Source organism: Rhizobium sp. FG96, from assembly GCF_057808655.1.
Map to the genome: position 1 here is coordinate 98937 of NZ_JBMDIL010000020.1, position 18557 is coordinate 117493.

General features: G+C 60.5%; 16 protein-coding genes. 7 read left to right on the forward strand and 9 right to left on the reverse strand.

The features are described from left to right. Positions 1-12: 12 nt before the first annotated feature. Positions 13-3321: a Ti-type conjugative transfer relaxase TraA gene (gene traA / locus ACODR6_RS29955; protein WP_489026089.1), complete on the reverse strand. Its 3309-nt coding sequence runs from the start codon at positions 3319-3321 to the stop codon at positions 13-15. Between the two features lie 254 nt (positions 3322-3575). Between traA and traC the strand changes: the two genes are divergently transcribed. The 4 genes from traC (at position 3576) to ACODR6_RS29975 (ending at position 6515) form a co-directional block, all read left to right on the forward strand. Next, complete coding sequence (gene traC / locus ACODR6_RS29960) at positions 3576-3875, forward strand: conjugal transfer protein TraC (RefSeq protein ID WP_489026091.1); 300 nt, start codon at positions 3576-3578, stop codon at positions 3873-3875. A gap of 4 nt (positions 3876-3879) precedes the next feature. Then, a complete protein-coding gene (traD, locus tag ACODR6_RS29965; RefSeq protein ID WP_489026093.1) occupies positions 3880-4095 on the forward strand; it encodes a type IV conjugative transfer system coupling protein TraD in 216 nt (71 codons plus the stop codon). Further along, a complete protein-coding gene (traG, locus tag ACODR6_RS29970) occupies positions 4082-6037 on the forward strand; it encodes a Ti-type conjugative transfer system protein TraG (protein WP_489026095.1) in 1956 nt (651 codons plus the stop codon). The genes traD and traG overlap by 14 nt, the downstream gene beginning before the upstream one ends. Positions 6038-6254: 217 nt before the next feature. Next, positions 6255-6515 (forward strand): WGR domain-containing protein, encoded by a 261-nt coding sequence (locus ACODR6_RS29975; protein WP_489026097.1) that lies wholly within the window; start codon positions 6255-6257, stop codon positions 6513-6515. A gap of 86 nt (positions 6516-6601) precedes the next feature. Here ACODR6_RS29975 and ACODR6_RS29980 read toward each other — a convergent pair whose 3' ends face one another. Together ACODR6_RS29980 and ACODR6_RS29985 are read right to left on the reverse strand one after the other, a co-directional pair. Beyond that, positions 6602-7018, reverse strand: coding sequence for a hypothetical protein (locus ACODR6_RS29980; protein WP_489026099.1), 417 nt, complete (start codon positions 7016-7018; stop codon positions 6602-6604). Further along, a complete protein-coding gene (locus tag ACODR6_RS29985; protein WP_489026101.1) occupies positions 7015-7281 on the reverse strand; it encodes a type II toxin-antitoxin system prevent-host-death family antitoxin in 267 nt (88 codons plus the stop codon). Before ACODR6_RS29985 ends, ACODR6_RS29980 begins: the two co-directional genes overlap by 4 nt. A 100-nt stretch (positions 7282-7381) precedes the next feature. On the opposite strand from ACODR6_RS29985, the gene ACODR6_RS29990 reads away from it, so the two are divergent. Continuing rightward, positions 7382-7594, forward strand: coding sequence for a hypothetical protein (locus ACODR6_RS29990; protein WP_489026143.1), 213 nt, complete (start codon positions 7382-7384; stop codon positions 7592-7594). Positions 7595-7870: 276 nt separating this feature from the next. Here ACODR6_RS29990 and ACODR6_RS29995 read toward each other — a convergent pair whose 3' ends face one another. The 6 genes from ACODR6_RS29995 to ACODR6_RS30020 form a co-directional block, all read right to left on the reverse strand. After that, positions 7871-8182: a DUF736 domain-containing protein gene (locus ACODR6_RS29995; RefSeq protein ID WP_075856587.1), complete on the reverse strand. Its 312-nt coding sequence runs from the start codon at positions 8180-8182 to the stop codon at positions 7871-7873. Positions 8183-8866: 684 nt separating this feature from the next. Next, positions 8867-9793, reverse strand: a complete 927-nt coding sequence (locus ACODR6_RS30000) for an ArdC family protein (protein ID WP_489026104.1) — start codon at positions 9791-9793, stop codon at positions 8867-8869. A gap of 290 nt (positions 9794-10083) precedes the next feature. Next, positions 10084-10683 carry a hypothetical protein gene (locus tag ACODR6_RS30005; RefSeq protein WP_489026106.1) on the reverse strand — a complete coding sequence of 200 codons (600 nt, stop codon included), beginning with the start codon at positions 10681-10683 and terminating at the stop codon, positions 10084-10086. Positions 10684-11029: 346 nt separating this feature from the next. After that, positions 11030-11452, reverse strand: a complete 423-nt coding sequence (locus ACODR6_RS30010; RefSeq protein WP_489026108.1) for a hypothetical protein — start codon at positions 11450-11452, stop codon at positions 11030-11032. 348 nt (positions 11453-11800) lie between these two features. Beyond that, positions 11801-12682, reverse strand: a complete 882-nt coding sequence (locus ACODR6_RS30015; RefSeq protein WP_489026110.1) for a DUF7007 domain-containing protein — start codon at positions 12680-12682, stop codon at positions 11801-11803. A gap of 92 nt (positions 12683-12774) precedes the next feature. Next, positions 12775-14508 (reverse strand): ParB/RepB/Spo0J family partition protein, encoded by a 1734-nt coding sequence (locus tag ACODR6_RS30020; RefSeq protein WP_489026111.1) that lies wholly within the window; start codon positions 14506-14508, stop codon positions 12775-12777. A 557-nt stretch (positions 14509-15065) separates the two neighbouring features. On the opposite strand from ACODR6_RS30020, the gene ACODR6_RS30025 reads away from it, so the two are divergent. Both ACODR6_RS30025 and ACODR6_RS30030 read left to right on the forward strand, forming a co-directional pair. Next, a complete protein-coding gene (locus ACODR6_RS30025) occupies positions 15066-16148 on the forward strand; it encodes an AAA family ATPase (protein ID WP_489026113.1) in 1083 nt (360 codons plus the stop codon). Continuing rightward, the gene (locus tag ACODR6_RS30030; RefSeq protein ID WP_489026115.1) at positions 16054-18495 is read left to right on the forward strand and encodes a S8 family peptidase; all 2442 of its coding nucleotides are present in this window, start codon (positions 16054-16056) and stop codon (positions 18493-18495) included. Before ACODR6_RS30025 ends, ACODR6_RS30030 begins: the two co-directional genes overlap by 95 nt. Positions 18496-18557: the final 62 nt, after the last annotated feature.

Sequence of the window (18557 nt, forward strand, 5' to 3'; positions counted from 1 at the left end):
TATGGCGCATCTTCATTTGAGGGTGAGCCCCTGCGATCTCGTCTGACGCAGGGGCTCACCCTGCTTGAGCGCCGTCGCGGTGCGCTCGTGGGCAGACAGTTGCTGCACAGTCCGCATCGTATTCCAAGCCTGCTGGATCTCGCTCTTCTGCGTGGCGTTCATTCCTAAGGTGACGCGCTGAAATGCCTCGCCGTTGGGATCCTTCGCAGCGAGGGGCAGGAAGGTCCTCTCTCCAAAACGTTCGGTGACGGCTTTGGCGAGACCTTCCAATTCAGCCTTCACCATTTTGTCTGCGAGCGCATATTCGAGACCGGCGGGCAGGTCGTTGCGGTCGATGGCGTCACGCACCCGCTCCAGCACGCTTTTCGCACTTGCTGAGAGAGCGGGGATCTCCAGTGCGACCTGTCTACGCACTGCCATTTCATCAGCGTGGATACGCCGTTCCTCCTCGCTACGCTGGCGCAGATAATCGTTGATACTGTCGGCAAGCGGCCTGACATTTTTGAGCGCCCGGTCCCGGTCCGATTTGTCAGCGCGGCTGGCAAGTAGACCCGTCTTACCCTTGAGAGCGCCGAAGGATTCAGGCTCTGCAGCAATCCTTGAAATCGTCTTTTCCGCAGTCGTCTGATCACTCAACATCGCGTCAACATTCGCCGCCTTGAATGCCGCTTCAGGCTGTGCGTAGACATGGTGGAAACGCATCGAGACTTCCTCCCACTGCTTCTTGAGTGCGGGGTCGGCGGCGAGCTTGTCCTCGACAGCCTGATCGATCGATTTCGGGAATGTGGTGATGCCGGCCACCATGGGCTTGGCCTCCCTTGCTTGCGTGGCAATTGTGTTGGCCGTCGACGTTGCGAAGCCGAGTTTGGCGCCGAGGGCAGTGAGCCGGTCGGCGAGATCGACAAGCTTCTGTTTCTGCCGCACCGTCCATTCGAGACGATCACGCGCCACGGTTCTCGCAACGTTGACGATGTGAAGCCCACGCGCTTCGGCAAAGCGGAGCGCTTGGCGGTAGATGCTACCGCTGGCATAGTCGAGCGTCGTTTCCTTGGCATTCCTGCGCGACAGGATCTCAACCAAGCCGCCTGCCTTGGCAAAGGATCGGCTGCCGTAATAAACGCCAAGATCCTCGCGGTGACGGGTCATCGCGACGTAGGTCAGGTGACGATCGAGAGAGAGGGAGGCGAGCACCTTGACCCGGTCAACGGTCGCGCCCTGGCTCTTGTGCACCGTGGTGGCGTAGCCGTGATCGACATTGTTATAGAAGCGCTGCTCGACGATAACCTGGCGCAGGTGTGCACCCTCGCCGATGGCAGCGACGATGCGACCAGGTGCGGCTTCCACCACCTTGCCCAGCATACCATTCTTGACGCCAATGGAACCCTCGTTCTTAAGGAAGACGATCTGGTCGCCGGCTGCAAAGCTCCTCGCACCATCGGCGGTCTTGAACAGCGAACCCTGCTCGATGATGCCGCGCTCGATGAGCTTGGCGCGTGCTAGCTCGTTGAGCATTCGGACGTCGCGACGCAGATGAGCGAGGATCAAAGTGGACTTAGAAGGATCGTAGTCGCGGTTCCAGTCGGCGATGAGGTTGGTGACAGCCTCGGCCTTCAGCTCGGAACCGATCATCTTGCCATTGGACTGGTAGGCCGCGACCGCTTTCCCGACTTTGCCGCGCGCAAGATCGAGTGACGCGTCGCGCATCCATTGCTCGCGCTGGCGATAGATCGTCTTGAGTTCAGCATAGCCGAGGCGATCGGCAATGGCGCGGAACGCTGCACCTGCCTCGATCGGCTGAAGCTGCTCGGGATCCCCGACAAGCACGAGTTTGGCGCCTGCCTTCGTGACGGCTTCGACGAACAAGGCCATCTGCCGTGACGATACCATGCCGGCCTCGTCCAGCACGAAGACTGTCTTGTCGTCGAGCTGCCCGCGCCCTTGGCTCCAGCGGAGTTCCCAGGACGACAATGTGCGCGAGACGATGCCCGCTTCCTTCTCCAGACCTTCGGCCGCCTTGCCGGCGAGCGCACCGCCGACGACACGGTAACCTGCTGCCTCCCAGGCCTCGCGCGCCGCCTTCATCATCGTGGTTTTGCCTGCGCCGGCACGGCCGATCACAGCGGCAATCCCCTCACCATCGGCGAGATGTTCGATAGCGGCCTTCTGCTCGTCGGACAGCCGCTCGTGACGCGCAAACGTCGTCTCGAGCACCGACTGCCGAACGCCATGCAAGGACCGCTGCGACAGCCAGATCGCCCGGTTGGCCATCTCGGCTTCGAGCTTGATCAGCTCCCGCGTTGTGTATTTCGCCGGCGCACGGACCCCGGTCACGAAATCCAGCCGCTCGCGATCAAGACGCAGGGTTTCGGGGCTCTGCAGGATGCGCGCCATCAAGCTTTGGAAGAGACCAGCATCATCGATATAGCGATGCAGGATCTTCGCGATATCTTGGCTGTCGAAGACGCTCTTCTCCCGCGTGATCAGGTCGAGCACGATTTCCGGACGACGCTGGATCCGGCGCGCGTTCTCCGCCCGCCGCTCTTCCTGCAGCTCCAGGCGTTCGAGCGCAGCCATTTCCGCGGCGCCTTCCGCCTTGCGCTCAATCGCTTTCGTGCCGACACCCAGATGGATCGTCGGGGTCAGCTCGACGCCCTGCTTTTCGAAGGAGCGTCCGTCGACCCTGATGTCTAGGCCAGCGCGCGCCAAGTGTCGGTTCTGGCAGGCGAACCAGCCATCGCGAAAGGCATTGAAGTCATCCAACCCGCCGGCCCAAAGCTGATAGACGATCTTGCCGCTCTCGTTGCGCAGCACATTTCCGTCGGGTCCCGTGACCGCCACCTTCTTCGAACCAAACCCGTCCTCGGTCAGCGGCCGCAATGTGGTCATGAGATGGATATGCGGATTGCCCGGTGCGTTGTGGAACACCCAGTCCGCCACCATGCCCTGGGCCGTGATGTGTTGCGCCACGAAGTCCCTGACCAGCTCGATGTTCTGCTCGACAGTCAGTTCGATCGGCAGTGCAACGGTCACGTCCTTCGCGAGCTGCGCATCCGATCGCTTCTCGAAGTCTTCGACTCTGTTCCAGAAGGCTTCTGATGCCCCCGACACAGAGCCATCCGCGATCATCGACCGGAGCCAGTCCGGGGCATCGGCTGGAGTATTGAACTCCTCGTGCAGCAATCCCTGTTTGCGGGTGTAGTCGATGGTGCGGGCTTCACGCTCATAGTCCATCTTGGCGCAGTGCCGGTAGGCAGCCGACAGCACGGCGCTGCGGCCGGAGCCGCGGGCAACGATGCTGACTGAAAAATGCGGGACAGCCACGACGGAGAAAACTTCTTTGATCGAACAAAATCAACGTGTTCGTGAGGAGCGGAAGGCCCCGCCAGGGGGCCAAAGAAGTGCGTCGCATCAGCGACGTATAATTGCGCCCTTCGGATCCGTCCTTGCGAACGGATGGGATCATTCACAAAAGCATCGCCCTTGGCGATTGTAGGATTCACAGTAGTGCGTTGCGCACTCCGCGCTGAAATCTTCTGCCTGACGGCATCGACGTTCAGCGAAAGGATACGAGCGGAATGAAAAAGCCTTCTTCGAAAATCCGCGAAGAAATCGCCAAGCTCCAAGAACAGCTCAAGGCAGCAGAAACCAGAGAGGCCGAACGGATCGGTCGCATCGCATTGCGCGCTGGTCTTGGCGAATTCGAGATCGATGAGAGCGAGCTCCAGACGGCCTTCGAGGAAGTGGCGAAACGGTTTCGCGGCGGCCCGAGAGCACAAAGCGCCGGATCGAACGGAAGGGAGAGGGGAGACGCGCGTAGCGGGCAGATTTCGGCGAACCCGATTGTCGAGGCTCCGGGCGGCGCTGACGAGGCTTGAGCGCATGGCGAGGAACACGACATCGGATGCCCGCAAGAAGGACACGCGCGAGAAGATTGAGCTTGGGGGCCTGATCGTGAAAGCAGGCCTTCGGTTTGAGAAGCGAGCGATGCTGCTGGGTGCGTTACTCGAACTTGCCGGCCGACTCAAAGTGGATCCGGGCGAACGCGCGCGACTGACCTCTATCGGCGCAGAGGCCTTTGGCAATGACAGCGAATAGATTTTTTCTCGCCACCGTACCGGCCGTGCTGATCATCGCCGTCGCCATCGGTTTGACCGGTCTCGAACAATCGCTAGCGCCATTGGGCAAGACCGAAGCCCAGCGCTTGATGTTCGGCAGGATCGGCATCGCGATACCTTACATTGCCGCCGCCGCAATTGGCCTTATCTGGCTCTTCGCGTCGGCAGGATCGGCGAGCATCCGGTTCGTTGGTTGGAGCGCGGTAGGTGGAAGCGTCGTCACCATTATTGTGGCAACGGTGCGCGAGACATCGCGCCTGGCGGCATTCGCCGACAGGGTTCCCGCAAGCAAGTCGATCTTCGCCTATCTCGATCCAGCCACCATGCTTGGTGCAGCTGGTGTGTTGATGGTCGGATGCTTTGCGCTTCGTATTGCGGTTATCGGAAACGCGGCTTTCGTTCGCCCCGAGCCGAAGCGGATTGTCGGCAAACGAGCTCTTCATGGAGAAGCCGACTGGATGAGGTTAAGTGAGGCCGGACGCTTGTTCGCCGGTACTGGCGGCATCGTCGTTGGCGAACGCTATCGCGTCGATCGTGATGGCGTAGCCGTTCGTGGATTCCGCGCCGATGACACGGGCACCTGGGGTGACGGAGGGAAAGCGCCCTTGCTTTGTTTCGATGGCTCATTCGGTTCATCCCATGGGATTGTCTTTGCCGGCTCCGGCGGTTTCAAAACGACGTCGGTGACAATCCCGACCGCGCTCAAATGGGGTGGTTCGTTGATCGTGCTCGATCCTTCGAACGAGGTAGCGCCGATGGTGTCGCAGCATCGCGAGAGTTCGGGGAGAAGGATCCGGATCCTTGATCCCCGCAATCCGACAATCGGCTTTAACGCATTGGCCTGGATCGGAAAGTTCGGTGGCACAAAAGAAGAGGACATAGCCGCCGTGGCGTCCTGGATCATGAGCGAGAGTGGACGCGCGAGCGGCGTTCGCGACGACTTCTTTCGAGCGTCTGGTCTTCAGCTCCTGACGGCGATGATCGCCGACGTCTGCCTTTCCGGCCACACACCAAATGAGCAGCAGACGCTTCGTCAGGTGCGGGCCAACCTGTCGGAGCCGGAACCGCAGTTGCGCAAGCGGCTGCAGGACATCTACGACAATTCAGAGTCCGAGTTCGTGAAGGAAAACGTGGCCGCGTTCGTGAACATGACGCCGGAAACGTTCAGCGGTGTCTATGCCAATGCGATCAAGGAGACACATTGGCTGTCCTACCAGAACTACGCAGCTCTGGTGTCCGGCTCTGCATTTTCAACCGACGATATCGCGTCAGGCAAGACGGACGTGTTCATCAATATCGACCTGAAGACGCTTGAGACACATGCCGGTCTGGCCCGTGTAATCATCGGCTCCTTCCTCAACGCGATTTACAATCGGGATGGCGCGATCGAAGGACGCGCACTGTTTCTCTTGGACGAGGTTGCGAGGCTCGGCTACATGCGCATCCTGGAGACCGCTCGAGACGCAGGGCGCAAATATGGCATCACGCTCACGATGATCTATCAGTCCATCGGCCAACTTCGCGAGACATACGGTGGTCGGGACGCATCGAGCAAATGGTTCGAGAGCGCGAGTTGGATTTCGTTTGCTGCCATCAATGATCCGGAGACGGCGGATTACATATCGCGCCGCTGCGGCATGACGACGGTCGAGATCGACCAGGTTAGCCGCAACTATCAGGCACGCGGCTCGTCGCGAACACGATCCAAGCAACTGGCTGCTAGACCGCTGATCCAGCCGCATGAGGTGCTGCGAATGCGAGCCGACGAACAGATCGTCTTTACCGCCGGCAATCCGCCGCTTAGATGCGGTCGCGCCATCTGGTTCCGGCGCAACGACATGAAAAACTGCGTCGGGCAAAACCGGTTTCATCAACCGGCTGCTCAATCGGTTCATCTCTTCGGGAAAAATCAGTGGGAGTAGCCAATCTGCGAACCGATATGACACTTGCGGGAGGATCGTCACCGGAATCGGCGAAGAGCGCCTGTGGGCTTCGTTTGCGCTAGCGAATAGAGCCGTGCGCCGGAGGCGGACCGCCCAGCCTGATCGCGATCCATTCTTCACAGAACTGAATCTATCCCGCGCAATCGATTCATAAGTCTCGTTGGACGCAGGGCGCACGTCACGCGATTCTTGGCGCATGATCGCCCAACCCTATCACCTCTATGTCGAACGCAAGGATGCCAGTAAGAACATGGCACGCTTTTACGCGATGTCGATCGAGCCGAACCTGTTCGGAGAGGCATGCCTGACGCGGCGATGGGGACGGATTGGGACGAGAGGTCAGGTGAAAACTCATCAATTCGAAAAGGAACAGGACGCAGTTGACCTCTTCCTCGATCTTCTAAGGCATAAACGCCACCGGGGATATCGTGCAATCGGCTGTGTCACCTCGCAGTAACCACCCGACGATGCTGCCGCTGGCAAAGGAGAGTGTGAGGTCGGACCTTCGTTCGCGATAACGGAGACCCTGCTGTCCACTCTCCGCTATCTCGATCGGCTGACTTCCGCAAATGATTTTCGCCGTGCAATGAATTCGCGCAGAAGCGGCAAAAAGAATGCCTTGCTAAAGTGACCAAGCGGAGGCTCAGGCTCCAGATAGAATGACCGACCTATGACATCGCTGTTGAACTCATCCAGGATGAGCCACAACGGAAGATCTGCATCGAGACCGGCGCGCCGCTTTTCTATCGTCGGAATTTCAATGGCGAAGCGATTCCGGTCTGGCATCTTCGTTGTGATTGGAAAGAACAAGACAAGATCGCCACCTGCCCTCGCCATCCGAACGCCGACAGCCACAGGACGGTTCTTGCGCCCTTCAGTTTCGCCTCCGTCTGCCTCATGGCTCCATAAATACGGGTATCGAACGACCGCAGCCGTCTGGACCTTGTCATATCCGCTCATCGGCTCGTCTCATCAGACTGGGCGTACGCATCGACGGCCTCTTCGAATTCAGCAAAGAGCTCGTCGGGCATGGTCTGCAGTGTGCCTACGGAGCGACGATCCGACTGGCGCATCAGACGTTCGTAGTCGTCTATGTTCAGCAGCACCAGTCGCGGCTTATTGCGTTGTGTGATCGTCACGGGATGCCGGAGTGCCTCGGCGATAATATCTCCGGATTTCCGTGAAAGGTCGCTTGTCGTGTAGGAACCGTTTCTGTGTGCCATGTGGCCAGCCTCAATCGGAGTTATGGTGAAAGGTCGCAATGCTATTTATACAGCATATACAGCATTGCTGCAAATGATGTAAACTTTAGTCGCAAAGTGCATGGGCTGGCAGAGATTATCGCCGTCAGAACGGCGGCTCCGCATCCAGGCGACCATCCTGTTCGGCGACGATGACTGCAAGCTCGGCCAGAGCGCAATCCAGCTCGGCCTGCATCTCGCGGCGCTCGCTGACGTCAAACGCATTCCGCAGTTCAGCGCGCAGTTCTTCAATGGTGCTGTTCGATGGTCATCGTCGTCATCTCCTGATGTTTGAGAAAGATGACAACCGCCGGCGTGGCGAGTGGGTAGGGTCAAGGAGCGCGCCAGCGACCGCGTGAGCGGCCAGGTGGGGGAGCCGAAATGCGCGAGCATTTTGGGGGAACCGCCAGGTCCTTGAGGCTGCGCGCTTACCATGCCACCCTGCCTCATTCTGAGCAGACCTCCCCTCTCATGTGGCACCAAAAAAGCCGGAGACGGGCTCAACGCCTGTCTCCGGCTTATTCCGGGAGAAGAGGAGAACCCCGCCCTCTCGGGCGGGGCCTCGGCCGTCTCAGTCGCGGTTCGGGCGGGACCAGATCAGCTGGTAGCCATCCTCGCCTTCGACCTCCGTGAGCGTAGCGTAGATCGGGGCGGGGAAGCTCGGATCGTCGAGCTTGACGGAGAGGTAGTCGCGATCCGTCTGTTCGGAGCGCTTCTGCCAGGCAGCACCCAGTTCGACGGCCCCCGCGAAGATCCGGAACTGCGGGCCCTTGTCGGAGGGGTTCTCGATGCGGGCGATGCGCGCCTTGACGTTGAGTGCGAGGGTGCGGATGGAGCCGGTGAAGCCGTTTTCGGTAGAAGTGAAGGTGCCGATGGTCGCCATTGTCGCATTCCTTTTTGCTGTTCGGGCCGCTCCATTGCGGCCTCGATGGCAGTCGCAAAGGCCGGTGACGACCGGACCGCACCTGGCAAGGCCGGAACAACGAGGAGGGCGGCGTGAAGAGACTTTCTTGTTTCGCGAGGAATGACGGCGACCTGGGGTCCCCACTCGACTGGTCGAGTGGGGTAGGTTCCGGCAGGGGATGAAAGTTTCGAAGCGCCGTTGCGGGATAAAGGTCGAGGCGCAGCCGGTTTCCGGTCAGACCTGCCCCATCGAGCACGCACATGGAGCCACAGTGATTGGGCAAGGGAAACGACATGGCGCGATCTGCACGGGGAAACCCAAGTCGAATGGCCTCACCGGTCCCCTACACCCACACGAGCCTCGGGGAAGATATGCACCGTCGACGCGTGATCTCCGACCAAGTCCGCTTGAGAGACCAATCTGCCGCGATAGAGTTGCGCTGCGATTCGTTGCTTGGAGGAACAATGCGTCAGCAGACAAAGCCGTTTATCGTCGAAATCACGCAATCCCGGAAGCTGAAACCAGCCACCCAGCAACCGTCGATCTGGGGGACGTTGGATTTGAGCGTTGCCGCAGATCAACGTGCTCCCGCGCCAACGGGGATAGAGCCGGCCGACGCCGAGAGCGGAGACCGACTTTAATTCTACCAGGAGCACTCAAGCCTCAAGCCGCCTCTCGAACATTCTCCGTCGTCGGCTGTAGTCCGTGAAGAAATGCCGTTGCTCGCTGCGCATGGGCAGCCGCCTGGAAAATGGCTCGCTTGTCGCCAGCCAATACTTTCAACCACGACTGAATGTATGACGCGTGGTCGGGCCGTGGCTCTATCTCCGGCACAATGCCGAGATCGGCGCATAAGAAACAATTGCCGAGTTCGGCAATCAGCTCCTCGCGCGCACGTTCGGTTCTGTCTTTCGCATAGCGCGACAGATCCCGGCCGACGCGGTTCTCAGCGGCGGTCCAATGCGTTGCCTCGTGGCTCAGCGTGGCATAGTAGCTCGCAGCGTCCTCGAACGCTTCGAAGGGCGGCATCTGGATATAGTCCATGACCGGCGAATAGTAGGCTTGGTTGCCGCCGTGACGGATGATCGCGCCCGTGTTTCGGAAGAACCGATCTGCGTTCTCGATGCGTGGGATCCGGTCCTCTATCGGCTCCGGCTGGATATGGTAGTGCTCGGGCAGCCCATCGATCTGCTCCACATTGAACACGGAGTAGGCCTTGAGGAAGGGGATTTCCCGATCGACCTCACCGCCTTTTCCGTTGTCCTCAGATTTGGTGAACCGGGACGCGAACACGACTGTCGACCCGGTCTCGCCCTTTCGAACAGCCGCTCCGAGCTCAAGCGCCTGCCTAAACGTCATCCACATCGATGAGGCGAAACCGCGCGAGGTCTGCTCTGACCAGAGCAAAAGTACGTTCATACCCGAATAGGGCTGTCCATTGTGACGGAGAGGGCGGGTGATCCGCCCGTGCGTATTGCCGGCGCTCCAAGGCTTCATCCAGGGGCGAACTCCGCTGGCTAGATCTTCGATGATCCGATCGGTGATCCGGGCATAGATGTCAGTCCGCTGGCCTTCATTCGTCTTGCTCATTTCTCATCTCCACATCTGCGTGCCGCTCCATCAGCGGCCCCGTCGCGGAGGCCAATGGCAGGAGCCATAAGCTGACAGGCTGCACCGGAACGGCCGGAACGGAGTGGAGGGCGGCGAAGCCGTTGCGGGCTGTTGGCGGCTCCTGCAGGCCCGACGCAAGAGACGGGCGGCGATGGCGCGGTCAGCAATTTCCCTTCATTTCACTTCCGCGAAAGCCGGCACGCGGACAGGCCGCCCCCCGAAGGAGCGGCCTGAACGGCTACGGCGGGGCGAACCCCGCCGTGATGGTGTCAGTCGAAGGCTGACATCTGGGCTGCGGCGGCCTTGCGATCCACGGATTGTCCGGGGTTCTCGACCGGTCGATCGAACGGCTTCCAGGCTTCGCCGACGATTTGGCTGTAGGCAGCGACAGCGCCTTCGGCAGCCATTCGCAGCGCATGGGATTGGATCCCCATGTCGGCGGCGAATTCGCGCTTGCGATGGGCGGCACTATCGTAGCCCACGGGACCATCGAGGTCCTCGTCGCGTGCGTCGTTCGCAGCCTTGGCCGTCGCGTCGCGCGCCTCGGTGACGGCTTTACTGTAGAACTGGCCGGCGCCATGGGCAGATCCGACAAAGGCACCGACAATGCGCTGCAGGTGGATTTGCATGGCGCGCTCGCCAAGGCCTTCGCTGAGAGCATCCGCCGTCTCGGAAATCAGGCGCTCGTGGAGATCGCGGATCCCATCGCTGTCGATGACGGCTGTACCGAAGCTCTCGGCGATCTTCAGCGCCTGGGCGCTATCAGGGCATGTCAGCCGGACCATCTCAAGGGTGGCGCCTTTGCGGAGTTGAACGATGCGTGCTGATGGACGGGCGGGTTGGCGAGGGTTGCTTGCGGGCTTGGTCATGTCTGTTCCTTTCGAACCGAAGCGGTTCCGGCCCCGTGCCGGCTTGCCTTTCGGTGCGGTCGACCCGAACCGGCGGAAGACGGGCGCTTCAAGGTCCGGACCCACCAGGACAAGCGGAGCCGTTCTGCGGACGAGCGGGGTGCAGCCCTGCGAAGATTACGCGGATCTGCTCTGCGATGGACGGCGGGGCCCGGCCGCCACGCGGCGCGCTAGCGGCCTTGAAACGAACGGACGCCGGTTCAGACCGCAGCAAAACCGAACGGCAAACCGTCACGGGGCTCAACGCAAGCAGGCGAGGGGAGCATGGCCACGCCCGTCACTACTGCCGTGCCGCAGCTCACCGCACTCAGCCGATCTCCCGGCCATCATTGTCATCGACCGGCGGAAATGCCTTGGGCAGCCTGTAACACTGAAGCCAGCTTGGACCATGGGTGTTCCGCAGGCGGCGGAGGATTCCACCATCGTCATAGGGTGCGCCGCCCATCCAGACGTTGTTGAGGATGCTTTTCCAGCGTCGGCCGTGCCGGGCAGCATATGCCTGGAGCGCTGCAACCTGCTCGCCGTCGAGTTCGGGAAGAGCTTCGCGCCTTCTCTTGCCAGATGAGAGAGCCATGGCGTTGCGCTCCGCGATCAGCCGATTGAGCTCGGCGACACCCGCATCGAGACAGACCTTTCCGTCGAGATGGTGGAATTGAAGCCAGAATGCTATGCGCGCCTCCGTGGAGGATCCGATCCCCGACTTCTGCTCAAGTTCGCCTATGATGACCATCGTGTCACTCCTGAGATGAGACGGTATGGTCGTGGCCGTCAGATGAATGTCGCCCGCGAAACGCGGCAATCGCAGCGTCCTGCCGAGCCAGCCGGCACGCCAGTGCATCGACCTCAGGCTGAGGTTCTGTTGTCAAACCGGTGAGGTGTGCCCTGTATCGTCTGAGCAAGGGTCGACCGTCAGGCGCCCCCCCGCGTCGATAACCCGTCTGACGCCGGGCCGACTGAGGCAAAATAGCGGTCATTTTGCGAGTGATCCGGCGATTGATGATCTCAAGCTGTCGCTGCGTCTGTCGCCGCGCATCTTGCATGCGGGACAGCCAGACTTTGGGGACCGGGACAGGTTTCATCACGCCACCTGCGCCCGTCTGCCAACAAAGCTCGACGGACCGTCGAAAGCAAAGTGTCGTTCCGGATCGATAACGAAACCGAAGGGACCGCGTGCCTCGTATTCCCCACGCGGGATCAGATAATGCCGCTCAGTGCCCATGGCTTCACGACGACCGTCCAAAGTCGCGATCACTTCCGTCATGCCAGCATGATCCGAGGATTGTACAGCGGAGATGACAACCCAATGCTCCGCATGGATGCGATCGAATTCGGCTCGATCCTTCGACCAGGACTCGCCGGGAAGAAGCGCCCGGCCGTGGATCTTCTCCCAGAAATGCGGCCAGCTGTTGCGGATTGTCTCATCCGCGCACCGGCGTTCATAGGCTGTGAACAGGTCAGGGAACGTGACAGCGACGATCGCCCACTCGGCATCTTCCTCATACCAACCGCCGTCGGCCCTGACGGTGGAATCGACCAGGGCGTTGCGATCACAGGACAGATGAAAGCCACCGTGACCCGCGGTCGAATGCCTGACCACCCCGTCGGCATAGATGGTCGCAAGCTGCGAGCTGCCCCAGGGGGTGGTCACGGCCATCTGTGTCTGGACACGCGAGAGCCCGGATAACTCGGTCATGTGCTCGGCTGTTTCGATGACACGACTACGAAAGACGATCTCATTTTCGACGCGACCATCGTGACCATAGAAATGGTCCCGCCGCAGCTCATCGAGCGGTCGATGATTTCGCCAGGCGCCGGCGAGGAAGAAGCCGCCATCGCGGGCGGGCAAAAGAGCGAGAACCGTATCGCCGATACGGGCGACGGGAAACCCGTCTGCGCTGACGCCGAACTCGGGCGTGATGGGCAAATGCTGCGATGTGCTCAAATGGTGGGAAGCGATCATGTTTGATACCTCAAATCCGTGAGAATGCCCCAAATGCAAATCGCCGCCGGGGGGACCGGCGGCAAAGAATGGTACGGTGCTTTTGGGTGGCGCTATTCGGCAGCTATGCCGTAGGCGGTTTCATGGTCATCGAGTGTGCCGGCCTCGTCATCTAGGTCGACCTGCTCCTCATCGTCCGACGGGGCATTGATTTCAGCGTCGTCATCTGGAACGTCATCGGTCACCTCGTCATCTCCCAATGCATCCAGTTCGCCATGGCGAAGGAGTGCGGCAAGATCCTCGGTATCCGGGGCGAACAGTGCAGCGGGATGAACAAGGGCGGCTTCACCTGCGAAATGCTCGACCAGGGCCGAACGGGTTTCGCGAACACGGGCGCGCGGCTGGATGCCAGCGTCCTTCGCAACCGCCTCAAGCGATTGCCGCGACAGGCATACCAGGAAGTCCTCCGTGCCCATATCAGGCAGGAAACTGTCAGCGCCAATCGCTTCGCCTGCAATACGAGATACGACGCCACTGTTCGACATCCCACGTCGGCAGGAGAGGACATCGACCAGGGCCGCGCGCGCAACGACGCGGACGGTGTCTCCGTCGAAGGAGAACCGGCCATCCTCAGTGAAGAGGCGGGCGGCATGACGGCCCAGGCGTGCCCCGCCATAGAGAGCGCCGCCCGCACCGGAGTCGACGCGGACGTTCTGACCGGCAAAGGCGAGCACGAGCAACGCCATCAGCATGTCGTCCTCAATCGGGGCTCGGGCCAGGGCCTCATGCAGGGCATCCGTGCGGAAATCGCCAATCATGTCCTGGCCCTTCTGCGTCACATCGGGGCGAACCTTCGCGACAGAGACATCCTCTGCAGCTTCATCATTGGCCGTAGTGGAAGTCGGTCCCTTGGCTGGCTTCGCCTCCGGCATCCGATAATGCACGGTCTGGACCTTGCCATCGCGGTCGAGATAAAGACCAGTGTGGTCACCCTTGCCTGGCTTGCCGTAAACGCGCTCAGCCTTCTTCGGCAGTTCCGGCTGGCCGTAATTGCTCACCTCAAGAATGCTACCCTTCTTCGGCAGGTTGGAGGTCATCCATTCCTGCTGCGCGCCGAGAAACGCCTCGACATTGGTGGTGAAGCGATTGTCCTGATCGGCCGGCCCGAACAGATCGTCGGCCCACTCGATGCCATAGGCCTCGCGAAGATCGTCACCGAAGCTCGCATCGCGGGCGAACATACGGGTTTTGGACAGACCGTTGGCGATCTGCCACCAGGATGCGGTGTCGCCCTTTTTGGGCTTGTTTGCTTTCCAAACCTCCTTCTGGTCGTCGAGTAAGGCGGCCGCGATCGTGCGGAGCTGCTGCTCATTCGGCATGTCGCCCCTGGCCATCTGGTCGAGCATGGCTGGCAACACGTTGGCGAGAAGCCGGAGCTTGCGGATTTGGCGGACGGGAAGAGCGAGTGCGACGGCGATCGCTTCCTCGGTCCAACCCAGTGCAACGAGCCGTTCGATGCCGCGCCACTGATCCACCGGATTCAGCGGTTCGCGGGCGATGTTCTCGACCATCGAGCGCATGGCGCCATTGTCGTTAGCCGCTTCGTGCACGAGAACTTCGATTTCTTCGAGACCCGCAGCGATGGCCGCCTGCACACGCCGGTGACCGGCCTGGATCACATAACCGTTTCCGCCATCGACCTGTGGCGATACCACCGGTGGCTGGATGATGCCGACAGCCTTTACCGTGGCGAGAAGCAGCGCGTCAGCCTGAGCCGACGATTTCGACTGGCGCGCATCGTCGGCATTTTCGTTCAGTGCGCGCGGATCGATCTTGATGATGTGCATGAGATAGCTCCTGTCCAGTTGCGGACCGGCGTGACTGCCGCTCCTTTCCGTCTCCATTCCTTTGCGAGACACTTTCCGGACCGCGGAGCGGGCGGGCCGGCGCAACTGCGACCGAGCAACCCTGCTTCGAAGCGCAAGCGGGGCTTACAGCCCTGCGGAGGGCAAGTGGCAGGGATGAGGAGGTGGCGGTTGAGCGCCAGCGGCGGCGGCATGAGCGATCAGCGACCCGGGTTCATTTCCCTTCTCTCTTTCTTTTCTCCCTGGCTTCATCAGCTTCACCGGCCTTGCTCGACGCACAAGGCCGAGGGAGATCTCGCGGAATGCCTCCAGCGGTCAGCTTGGTGCTCTCCTCGAGCTCTTCCGGGTGGCGTCAGCCGGGCCGGACTGCTAAGACTTCGCGAACAACTTGCAGGGCGAAGCGTTCTGTCAGCAGCAGCTCGGGCATCGCAAGGTCCGGGCGAGCCGGATCGGGCAGCATGCAAGTAATTCTGTTCAGAAAGTTCCTATATAAGCCGCTCGGGCTTCCTAAATCGGGCAACACGTATAGAGTTTAGACCATGGCATCGGCACAACAGATCATCGGGCTCGTGAAGAGCCATGCTGAAGGCGACAAGGATCGTTTTTACGACCTTGCGATGCAGCTTGCCGCCGCCGAATCCCAGAAGGGTCATGAGCGCCTCGCCGAACAGCTTCGCCAGTGGGCCGAAGCGGGCGCCAATGCCCCGGAACAGAAGCGCCCCAATCTAACGCCGCTTGCCGCACCGCGTGGCGAGCTCTCCGGTTTTCTCGGCGCTAGCTATCCAACAGCCCGTATGGCCGATGTCATCGTGCCGCCATTGATAGAAGACGAGCTCAAGCATCTTGTCATCGAGATCCATCATGCCGAGAAACTTGAAGAGCGCGGTCTGAGACCGAGACGGCGCGTGCTTCTTGCGGGGCCGCCAGGCACGGGCAAGACGCTGACCGCCGCGGCTCTCTCCGCTGAACTGCGCTATCCGCTCTTCACCGTTCTCCTCCATGGGCTGATCACGAAATTCATGGGCGAGACCGCGCAGAAGCTGCGCATGGTGTTCGACGCGATCAAAACGACGCGCGGCGTTTATCTTTTCGACGAGATCGATGCACTGGCGTCCAGCCGTGGCAACGAGAACGACATCGGTGAAGCGCGGCGCGTGCTGAACTCGTTCCTGCAGTTCCTGGACGAAGATACCGGCCCGTCGATCATCATTGCGACGACGAATCTCCCTGAGCTCCTCGATCGGGCCGTGCTGCGCCGCTTCGACCTCGTTCTGTCCTACGACCTGCCGAACGAGGAGGCGATCGAGAAAGCCATGCGCCGACGGCTGCATGGCTTTGACGTAACAGACATCAATTGGAGACAGATCGCAGGCTGCGCCGACGGCTTGTCGACGGCTGATGTGATCGCCGCCGCTGAGGACGCAGCTCGTCGCGCTGTCATTCTCGATTCTGGCGCCATTGCGACATCAGCTGTGATGGCATCGCTTGAGCGCAGACGCTCGCTGCAAGGCATAGGAATAGACAAGCATGGCTCGAGATCGGCGCCACTTCACGCTGAGCGGCATCGGAAAAGCACGCCCGTTCGCAGCAAAAACCGGCGGCAAGACAAAACATCCAAGTGACGTCAACCATCGGGAGGCGCACGCGCAGGCCCTGCTCGCAGCGCTCGACCACCTTCCAAATGTCACTGACCAAAATCTTCCAGGCGTCTATCTTGCGATTGAGGGCCGGCCACACGAGGTGATGGTCACCAAGAGCCTGAACGCCAGCGGACTGTCCCTTCTCAAGGTCGAGAGACAGCCTGGTGCACCGGCAGAAGCAACGGTGTTTGCGACGGAAAAGGGTATTCAGAAGCTCCGCAAGAAGATTGAGGATTTTGGAGGCGATCTTCCGGTCAACGAGGATGGTAGCTTCAAGCCACCGAAAAACGCCGATCTTGTTCAGAGTATTAGTACGATTTCGGAAGCCGGACTTCGTGCCCTCTGGCGCAGTCCCAAGGACCGCTTTCCAACCGATCCCGGCAAGAAGGCCTGGGAGGTTTGGCTCGACAAGTCGGCGGCACCCGACTTCATTGCGGGAGCTGCAGACTATAGTGTCGCCATCGGGACGGACAGGCTTGAATTCCCGGAAGATCTGGTGGTGATCGCAGTCGCAACGGCCGTGGAACTGGCGACCGCCGTACGCAACCTTGGCGGCGTTCGGGCGCTTGCGACACCAACCCGCACTGCGGACGATTTCGACGCGATGCCGGTTGAAGAGCAACATCAGTGGGTCGATGATTTGGTTGGCCGTACAACCTTCGCCGCCCAAGCGGACCCAAACTATGTCACCCTGCTCGACAGGGGCGTTAGCCGGGCGCACCCTCTGATCCAGCCGGCCCTGGCAGCTGGCGACCGGCATGCAGCAGAAGCAGCCTGGGATGTGAACGACTTCGTCGGGCATGGGACGCAGCTGGCGGGCCTGGCGCTGTTCGGCGATCTGAGCATCGCGCTCCAGACAACCTTACCCATGACGATCAGCCATCGGCTAGAATCATCAAAGATCATCCCGGATGCTGGGCATAATCCGCATCATCTGCTTGGAACTGTCACACGAAAGGGGATCGACGTAGCAGAAGCCACGGCCGAGCGCAGGCGGACCTTCTGCTTGGCAAGTACGACCGAGGACGACACTCCGCACGATGGAGCGCCGACCTCCTGGTCGAGCGAGATCGACCAACTGGCGGCAGGCATATCAGGTTTGCAGAAACGCCAGCGGCTTCTTCTCGTTTCGGCGGGGAACAGCGATCAGAATGCATTCAAAAGCGCCAACTATCTCTCGATCTCCGATCATCCCGATAATGAGCTGGAATCGCCATCGCAGGCCTGGAACGCCATCTGCGTCGGTGCCTATACGCAAAAGGTGACGCTTCCGCCGGGAGAGCCGGGCACGTGTGTTGCGCCATCAGGTGACCTGGCGCCGTCGTCGCGCACGGCAAGCTGGCAGTCCTATTGGCCGATCAAGCCGGACGTGGTCTATGAGGGCGGCAACTGGTTCCTGAACGGCGCGCCGCCGCCGATGAAGCATCCGGCGTTGACGCCGCTTACGACCGATAATCAATATCCACAGCGCGCCTTCACCACCTGTGGCGAGACAAGTGCTGCGACAGCGCTCGCCTCACGCGACATCACGACCCTGTGGTCCGACTATCCTGAACTCTGGCCGGAAACGATCCGTGCGATCTTCGTGTCATCAGCGCGTTGGACCAACCGGATGCTCTCCCATGTCCCGGCGCAGCCGTCCAAGACCGATCTCGGTATCCTCTTCAAGCGTTATGGTTATGGCGTGCCGGATATGGAGCGGGCAAGGCGGAGCGCGTCGAACGCCTTGACGCTGATCGTCGAGGATACGATCCAGCCCTACAAGAAAAGTGCTCGAAAGAATTCCGAGCACATCCACAATGAGCTGAAACTGTTCGAGCTGCCGTGGCCAGTCCGGGAGCTGCGCCGTCTCGGCGCTGCTCAGGTGACGCTGCGCATTAGCCTTAGTACATTCATGTGCCCCAATCCGTCCGAACCGGCGCGCGGATCGAAGTACCGCTATGCCTCGCATAATCTGCGCTTCAAGCTGAACAGGGCGAACGAGAAAGCGGGCTCCTTCATCCAGCGCATCAGCAAGATTGCAGAAGAGACCGACGAGGGAGCGATCGAAGAGCCGGATGGCTGGATGTTCGGCCAGAACCGCCGCGACGTCGGATCGCTGCAGATCGACCAGCTAACCTGTGCCGCGTCCGATCTTGCCCGCCGCAACCTGATTGCCGTTCATCCCGTCACAGGCTGGTGGAAGGCAAAGAGCATTCCTGATCCGAAAAATCTCAAAGCCCGATTTGCGCTTATCGTCGAGATTGACGCCGGCACCGTCGAGGCAGAACTCTACGCCGAGATCCAGGCGGCGATTGCTGCTATGGTGCCTGCCATCATCGCTGTCTGATGTTGACTGCAGCCAAAAAAAATGGGCCCGCGAATAACCGCAGCCCATGAAGTTTGAAGGTC